The following is a 6,969-nucleotide window of genomic DNA, read 5'->3' as shown; positions in this document are numbered from 1 at the left end:
GATGGCCCGGCAGGCGGATCCCAAGGCGCGGCCAGAGGATCAGAATAGCGAGCGTCACGATGCCAATCGCGGCGTCGCCAACGTTGATCGTCGGCAGCGCCATAATCAGCGCGGAGACTTTCTGCAGGTAGTGCTCCGGCACGTGCGCCATCTGCAGGCCAAGGAAGTCCTTAATCTGCATGGTACCGATAGTAATACCGATACCTGAGGTGAACCCGAGGGTCACCGAGAGCGGGATATATTCAATCAGCCGGCCGAAGCGGGCGAGGCCGAAGAGAATTAAAAAAATGCCGGACATCAGCGTCGCGACCAGCAGCCCGGCGAGGCCAAACTGCTGCGATACCGGGTAGAGGATCACCACAAAGGCGGCGGTCGGCCCGGAAACGCTAAAGCGCGAGCCGCCGGTCAGGGCGATGATGATCCCGGCGACGGCGGAGGTATAGAGTCCGTACTGCGGCGCTACGCCACTGCCAATTGCCAGCGCCATTGCCAGCGGGATCGCAATAATCCCCACCGTTATCCCGGCAATCAGGTCGCGAGTGAAGCGCGAAAAGGTATATTTTTCTTTCCAGCAAGCGTCGATGAGGGCGCGGAAAGGCATCACGTGTGGGGAAAATAATCTGTTCACGATAATGTTTCATCCATGGGCGCATCATCTGTCAACTAATATGGCAGGTGAAGGAGGCAATGGTCATACAAATTGGGTTAAGAGACAAAAAAACCCGCCTCAGCGGGTTTCTTTGGCCGGGCTCGATTAATGCTCGAACATAGCAGAGATAGATTCTTCGTTGCTGATACGACGAATCGCTTCTGCCAGCATACCGGACAGCGTCAGGGTACGAACTTTTTCCAGGGCTTTGATTTCTGGCGCCAGCGGGATGGTATCGCAGACGACGAATTCATCAATCACAGAGTTTTTAATGTTCTGGATAGCGTTGCCGGAGAAAATCGGGTGTGTGGCGTAAGCAAAGACGCGTTTCGCACCACGTTCTTTCAGCGCTTCTGCTGCTTTGCACAGCGTGCCGCCGGTATCGATCATGTCGTCAACCATGACGCAGTCGCGGCCTGCCACGTCGCCGATGATATGCATCACCTGGGAGACGTTAGCGCGCGGACGACGTTTGTCGATGATGGCCATATCGGTATCGTTCAGCAGTTTGGCGATAGCGCGGGCGCGCACGACGCCGCCGATGTCCGGAGAAACCACGATTGGGTTATCCAGATTCAGCTGCAGCATATCTTCCAGCAGGATTGGGCTGCCGAATACGTTATCAACCGGAACGTCGAAGAAGCCTTGGATCTGTTCAGCGTGCAGGTCAACGGTCAGCACGCGGTCAACGCCAACGCTGGACAGGAAGTCCGCAACCACTTTAGCAGTAATTGGCACACGGGCGGAACGAACGCGGCGGTCCTGACGAGCATAGCCGAAGTAAGGAATAACAGCGGTGATACGACCCGCCGAAGCGCGACGCAGGGCATCAACCATAACAACCAGTTCCATCAGGTTGTCGTTGGTGGGAGCACAAGTGGACTGGATGATGAAAATATCACCACCGCGTACGTTTTCATTGATTTGTACGCTGACTTCGCCGTCGCTAAAACGACCTACAGCGGCGTCGCCAAGAGAAGTGTACAGGCGGTTGGCAATACGTTGTGCTAGTTCCGGGGTGGCGTTACCAGCAAAAAGCTTCATATCAGGCACGAGAAGAACCTCAGGCATGCGTCCAGTGGTGGATGAAAAGGGCCAAAAACCGTGCGGCGGCGCCGTTCCATCCAGGCGGTGTATTTAAAGAGAACGATGCAACGTCTGGAACAGGGTGACGTTGTCACCGTAACTCAATTTGCCCGGCGTACTTATCGTTACTCACGTTTAAAACGGAGCAACTTAGGGTAGGGCTAGCCTGAGCGGCGAGATGTTAACTCCTCGCGCAACAAAGCCTTGTAGCCATTCCGGGGCTTTCTCCAGCACCTGACGAGCGGCAGATTCGGTGTCAAATTCAGCAAAGACACACGCTCCTGTGCCAGTCAGGCGCGACGGCGCATATTCTAACAGCCAGGAAAGCGCCGCATCAACCTCGCGAAAACGTTTTCTTGCGATAACCTCGCAATCATTGCGAAATTCACATTTTAGCAACGTATTTATTGGCCTGATTGGGGTGTCTCGTGGTAGCTCGGGGTCGCGAAAGATGACCGGAGTCGGAATACTGACCCCGGGGTGAGCGACGAGGTACCACTTTTCCGGCGGTTCGACCGGGGTCAGAATTTCGCCAATGCCTTCGGCAAAGGCCGCATGGCCGCGGACGAAAACCGGTACATCGGCGCCGAGCTGCAGCCCAAGCGTCGCCAGCTGGTCTTCCGATAGCCCGCAGCCCCAAAGCTGATTCAGCGCCACCAGCACCGTGGCGGCGTTGGACGAGCCGCCGCCCAGCCCGCCGCCCATCGGCAGGCGCTTCTCAATGCTGATATCGGCACCGCTGCCGGATGGCAGCCGCCCGCGTTCTGCCGCCGCCTGCATCAGCAGCCTGGCGGCGCGAATAATCAAATTCTCTTCATTCGGCACGCCGTCCACCGGCGTCAGCAGACGCAGCTCGCCGTCGTCGCGCGCCTCAATGGTTAACGTATCGCCATAGTCGAGAAACTGGAACAGCGTCTGCAGCTGGTGATAACCGTCGGCGCGCTGCCCGGTTATATACAAAAACAGGTTCAGCTTCGCGGGAGAGGGCCAGCGGGTCATCATTTCACAATCCAGTTATCCATTTTCAGCTTGATGCGCTGACTGCCGTTGCTGAGCTCCATATTGGCCGGCAGCGATGGCGTGGTATCGCTGGTATATCCGCCGTAAGTGACGCGCCAGGTTTTGCCGTTTTGCGTATAGTTGAGGGTGCTCAGACGATACTGCTGATCGAGGGTATAATCGGTGGCATCGCCCGGCAGGCCGACGATCCACTGGCGCAGGCTGTTCAGCGGGATGGGCATCCCGGTCAGGCGGCCAATCATCTCTTCCGCGTCGGTTGCGGTGTAGGTCTGACCCTTGTTATCAATCAGCGTCACGCTGCCCGGCTGCGCGGTCAGCGACAGCTCGGTACTGCCCAGCGGGTTGGTCAGCAGCAGGCGATAGCGATCCTCACCGGTCTGCTGCCAGAAGAAACGGGCGTAAACCTTTTGCTCATCGGAAAGCCAGGCAAAGGCGCCGCGGGTCTGGAACTGGCTAAGATTGCGGACATCCTGCTGGTGCTGACGCCACTGCGGTGAGTCCGGGCTTTTACCGGGGCCTTTCGGGGCGTTGAGGGTACAGGCGGTCAGGACCAGGCTTGCCAGGGGCAACAGGCGGAGCAGTCGATTCATAATGATGACAAATCCTTGATGTCTACAGTGAAATCCGGCGAAGGGTGAATACGCACACGATTTGTGTAGCGGGTTACAATTATAACTCTTAATGCTAGCGTTGCCCGGCGGTAGCGTCTACGTTCAAATTGTCTGAAATCAAAAAATTACCGTTAGTGGCTGTTACGCATTGGCTATTACTCCAAAAGGGGAGCGTCTCTTTTATTGATTCCGCGCATCCTGTATGATGCGCTCAGACTAACCTTAGCAACGCTGGTACTACTCCCTCACAATGACCCTTTTAGCTCTTGGCATTAATCACAAAACAGCTCCGGTAGCGCTGCGAGAACGCGTAACGTTTTCGCCGGACACGCTCGATGAGGCGCTGGAGAGCTTGCTGGCTCAGCCAATGGTGCAGGGAGGTGTGGTGCTGTCGACCTGTAACCGCACGGAGCTCTATCTCAGCGTTGAGGAGCAGGATAATCTGCAGGAAGTGCTCATCCGCTGGCTGTGTGATTACCACCATCTTAATGAAGACGATCTGCGAAACAGCCTCTACTGGCACCAGGATAACGATGCGGTCAGCCATCTGATGCGCGTCGCCAGCGGCCTGGATTCGCTGGTGCTCGGCGAACCGCAGATCCTCGGCCAGGTTAAAAAAGCCTTTGCGGACTCCAGCCGCGGACATCTCAACGTCAGCGAGCTGGAGCGCATGTTCCAGAAGTCGTTCTCCGTGGCTAAGCGCGTGCGCACCGAAACGGACATCGGCGCCAGCGCGGTCTCTGTTGCGTTCGCCGCCTGTACGCTGGCGCGACAAATCTTTGAATCGCTCTCCAGCGTGACCGTGCTGCTGGTCGGCGCCGGGGAGACCATCGAGCTGGTGGCCCGCCATCTGCGGGAGCACCACGTGCGCAAAATGGTTATTGCCAACCGCACCCGCGAACGCGCCCAGGCGCTGGCGGATGAGGTCGGCGCGGAGGTTATCGCCCTGAGCGACATCGATGAGCGGCTGAAAGAGGCCGATATCATTATTACTTCCACCGCCAGCCCGCTGCCGATTATTGGCAAAGGGATGGTGGAGCGTGCGCTGAAGGCGCGCCGCAATCAGCCGATGCTGCTGGTCGATATCGCGGTGCCCCGCGACGTTGAGCCGGAAGTGGGCAAGCTGGCGAACGCCTATCTCTACAGCGTCGACGACCTGCAAAACATCATTCAGCACAACCTGGCGCAGCGTAAAGCCGCCGCGGTACAGGCGGAATCGATCGTCGAGCAGGAAACCAGCGAATTTATGGCCTGGCTGCGCGCCCAGAGCGCCAGCGAGACTATCCGCGAATATCGCTCCCAGTCCGAACAGGTCCGCGAGGAGCTGACGCTGAAAGCGCTGGCGGCGCTGGAGCAGGGCGGTGATGCCCAGGAAATCATGCAGGACCTGGCGCGTAAGCTGACCAACCGCCTGATCCACGCGCCAACCAAATCTCTTCAGCAGGCTGCCCGTGACGGGGACGATGAACGCCTGCATATTCTGCGCAACAGCCTCGGGCTGGAATAGCGCCATTTCTCTCTTTTTTCAGGACAGGGTTAATTCACACCTATGAAGCCTTCTATTGTTGCCAAACTGGAAGCTCTGTACGAACGCCATGAGGAAGTTCAGGCGCTGCTGGGGGATGCTGCGACCATCGCCGATCAGGATCGATTCCGCGCGCTGTCGCGCGAGTACGCGCAGCTGAGCGACGTTGCACGCTGTTATACCGAATGGCGTCAGGTGCAGGATGATATTGAAACCGCGCAGATGATGCTCGACGATCCGGAGATGCGCGAAATGGCGCAGGAAGAGCTGCGCGACGCGAAAGATAAGAGCGAAGAGATGGAGCAGCAGCTGCAGGTTCTGCTGCTGCCGAAAGATCCCGACGATGAGCGTAACGCCTTTGTCGAAGTCCGCGCCGGTACCGGCGGAGACGAAGCGGCGCTGTTTGCCGGGGATCTGTTCCGCATGTACAGCCGCTACGCGGAAGCCCGCCGCTGGCGCGTTGAGATCCTCAGCGCCAACGAAGGCGAGCACGGCGGTTATAAAGAAGTGATTGCCAAAATCAGCGGCGACGGCGTCTACGGCCGGCTGAAGTTCGAGTCCGGCGGCCACCGCGTGCAGCGCGTACCGGCGACCGAATCGCAGGGGCGTATCCACACCTCCGCCTGTACCGTCGCGGTGATGCCGGAGCTGCCGGAAGCCGAAATGCCGGACATCAACCCGGCCGACCTGCGTATCGACACCTTCCGTTCCTCTGGAGCGGGCGGGCAGCACGTTAACACCACCGATTCCGCTATTCGTATTACCCACTTGCCGACCGGTATCGTCGTTGAGTGTCAGGACGAACGCTCTCAGCACAAGAACAAGGCCAAGGCGCTGTCGGTGCTGGGCTCGCGCATTCGCGCCGCCGAAGTGGCCAAGCGCCAGCAGGCGGAAGCGTCTACCCGACGCAACCTGCTGGGCAGCGGCGATCGTAGCGATCGTAACCGTACCTATAACTTCCCGCAGGGCCGCGTGACCGACCACCGCATCAACCTGACGCTCTACCGCCTGGATGAAACGATGGAAGGTAAGCTGGATATGCTCATTGAGCCGATTGTCCAGGAGTACCAGGCCGATCAGCTGGCAGCGCTTTCCGAGCAGGAATGATGATTTTTCAACAGTGGCTGACGCAGGCGATTGCCCGACTGAGCGACAGCGAAAGCCCGCGCCGCGACGCGGGGATCCTGCTGGGACACGTGACCGGCAGGGCGCGGACTTACCTCCTCGCCTTTGGCGAAACGGCGCTGACCGACGGCCAGCTGGCCGAGCTGAGACGCTGCTGAGCCGCCGCCAGCGCGGCGAACCGATCGCGCATCTGGTCGGTCAGCGCGAATTCTGGTCGCTGCCGCTGCTGGTGTCGCCGGCAACCCTGATCCCGCGTCCGGACACCGAGTGTCTCGTCGAGCAGGCGCTGGCGCGGCTGCCGGCGACGCCGTGTCGGATCCTCGATTTAGGCACCGGCACCGGCGCGATTGCGCTGGCGCTGGCCAGCGAGCGTCCAGACTGTCGGGTGACGGCGGTCGATTTTATGCCCGACGCCGCCGCGCTAGCCGCGCGCAACGCGGCTCAGCTTGCCATCACCAACGTGACGGTGCTGCAGAGCAACTGGTTCAGCGCGCTGGCGGGCCAGCAGTTTGAAATTATCGTCAGCAACCCGCCCTATATCGACGAAACCGACCCGCATCTTGCGCAGGGCGACGTTCGCTTCGAGCCGAAAACGGCGCTTGTTGCCGCCGATAGCGGCCTTGCCGATCTGGCACATATCATTCGCGAAGGACGTCGCTTCCTGACCCCTGACGGCTTAATGCTGCTGGAGCACGGCTGGAAGCAGGGCGCCGCGGTGCGCGGCCTGTTCCACGATGCGGGATATCTCGACGTGGTGACCTGCCGCGATTACGGCGATAACGACCGCCTGACGTTAGGACGTTTTCCGGCTATGGATAAGAAGGTTGGCGTATGAATCTGTTTACCGCAGTGCTGTATCTGCATATTGCGGCGGTGGTCGTGTCGGTCAGCCTGTTCGCGTTACGCTACTGGTGGAGCTACAACGGCAGCCCGTGGGTTAAACCCCCCCGGGG

7 protein-coding genes and 1 pseudogene are annotated in these 6,969 nt (G+C 59.2%); 4 read left to right on the top strand and 4 right to left on the bottom strand.

Translation table 11 applies throughout. From position 1 onward, the window contains the following. From PFH44_RS23185 to lolB, 4 genes are all read right to left on the bottom strand, one after another. Positions 1 to 628 (bottom strand): SulP family inorganic anion transporter (locus PFH44_RS23185; protein WP_283826284.1); only part of this gene is annotated, 628 nt, incomplete at its 3' end. Between the two features lie 126 nt (positions 629 to 754). Beyond that, complete coding sequence (prs, locus tag PFH44_RS23180) at positions 755 to 1,702, bottom strand: ribose-phosphate diphosphokinase (protein WP_004863536.1); 948 nt, start codon at positions 1,700 to 1,702, stop codon at positions 755 to 757. A 183-nt stretch (positions 1,703 to 1,885) separates the two neighbouring features. After that, on the bottom strand, positions 1,886 to 2,734 hold the full coding sequence (gene ispE, locus PFH44_RS23175; RefSeq protein WP_161795718.1) for a 4-(cytidine 5'-diphospho)-2-C-methyl-D-erythritol kinase: 849 nt from the start codon (positions 2,732 to 2,734) through the stop codon (positions 1,886 to 1,888). Then, positions 2,734 to 3,345 (bottom strand): lipoprotein insertase outer membrane protein LolB, encoded by a 612-nt coding sequence (gene lolB, locus PFH44_RS23170; protein WP_045858979.1) that lies wholly within the window; start codon positions 3,343 to 3,345, stop codon positions 2,734 to 2,736. The genes ispE and lolB overlap by 1 nt, the downstream gene beginning before the upstream one ends. A 271-nt stretch (positions 3,346 to 3,616) precedes the next feature. Between lolB and hemA the strand changes: the two genes are divergently transcribed. From hemA to PFH44_RS23150, 4 genes and pseudogenes are all read left to right on the top strand, one after another. Beyond that, positions 3,617 to 4,873 (top strand): glutamyl-tRNA reductase, encoded by a 1,257-nt coding sequence (hemA, locus tag PFH44_RS23165; RefSeq protein WP_041146103.1) that lies wholly within the window; start codon positions 3,617 to 3,619, stop codon positions 4,871 to 4,873. A 42-nt stretch (positions 4,874 to 4,915) separates the two neighbouring features. Next, the gene (gene prfA, locus PFH44_RS23160) at positions 4,916 to 5,998 is read left to right on the top strand and encodes a peptide chain release factor 1 (RefSeq protein WP_045858977.1); all 1,083 of its coding nucleotides are present in this window, start codon (positions 4,916 to 4,918) and stop codon (positions 5,996 to 5,998) included. Next, positions 5,998 to 6,851: pseudogene (gene prmC / locus PFH44_RS23155) on the top strand (peptide chain release factor N(5)-glutamine methyltransferase). Before prfA ends, prmC begins: the two are co-directional and overlap by 1 nt. Next, positions 6,848 to 6,969: SirB2 family protein (locus tag PFH44_RS23150; protein ID WP_283826285.1), on the top strand; the 122-nt coding region annotated here is incomplete at its 3' end. The pseudogene prmC and the gene PFH44_RS23150, both read left to right, overlap by 4 nt.

Origin of the sequence: Klebsiella sp. Ech2A, assembly GCF_030078455.1 — a bacterium.
Taxonomy (GTDB): domain Bacteria; phylum Pseudomonadota; class Gammaproteobacteria; order Enterobacterales; family Enterobacteriaceae; genus Klebsiella; species Klebsiella terrigena.
Note: the sequence above shows the minus strand (reverse complement) of the source record. Positions and strands in the feature narration are given on the sequence as shown.